Genomic DNA, 283 nt, shown 5'->3' on the forward strand with positions numbered 1-283 from the left:
GGAGGCCCCGATCAGCACCGCCCTGACGACCGGGGTGCTCTCGGCCGAGCAGGCCGATGCGGTGCGCCGCGGCCTGGGCATCCCCACCGATCAGGTCAGAGCCGAGGTGCTGCGGGCTACCGCCGAACAGTTGATCGTCCAGCAGGCGCACCTGCCGGCGGATCAACTGTTCAAGGAAGCCCGTATCTGTCGGGATCTGATCGATGAGGAGGGTATCCCTGCCCGGGAGGCGGAACTGTTCCAGCAGCGCAGTCTGAAACTGCGCAAACTGGGCAATGGGATG

1 pseudogene is annotated in these 283 nt (G+C 66.1%); it reads left to right on the forward strand.

From position 1 onward, the window contains the following. Positions 1–283, forward strand: a pseudogene (locus ABFX56_RS16340) (hypothetical protein); the annotation flags it as partial.

This window comes from Parafrigoribacterium mesophilum (assembly GCF_039652555.1).
GTDB classification, from domain to species: domain Bacteria; phylum Actinomycetota; class Actinomycetes; order Actinomycetales; family Microbacteriaceae; genus Parafrigoribacterium; species Parafrigoribacterium mesophilum.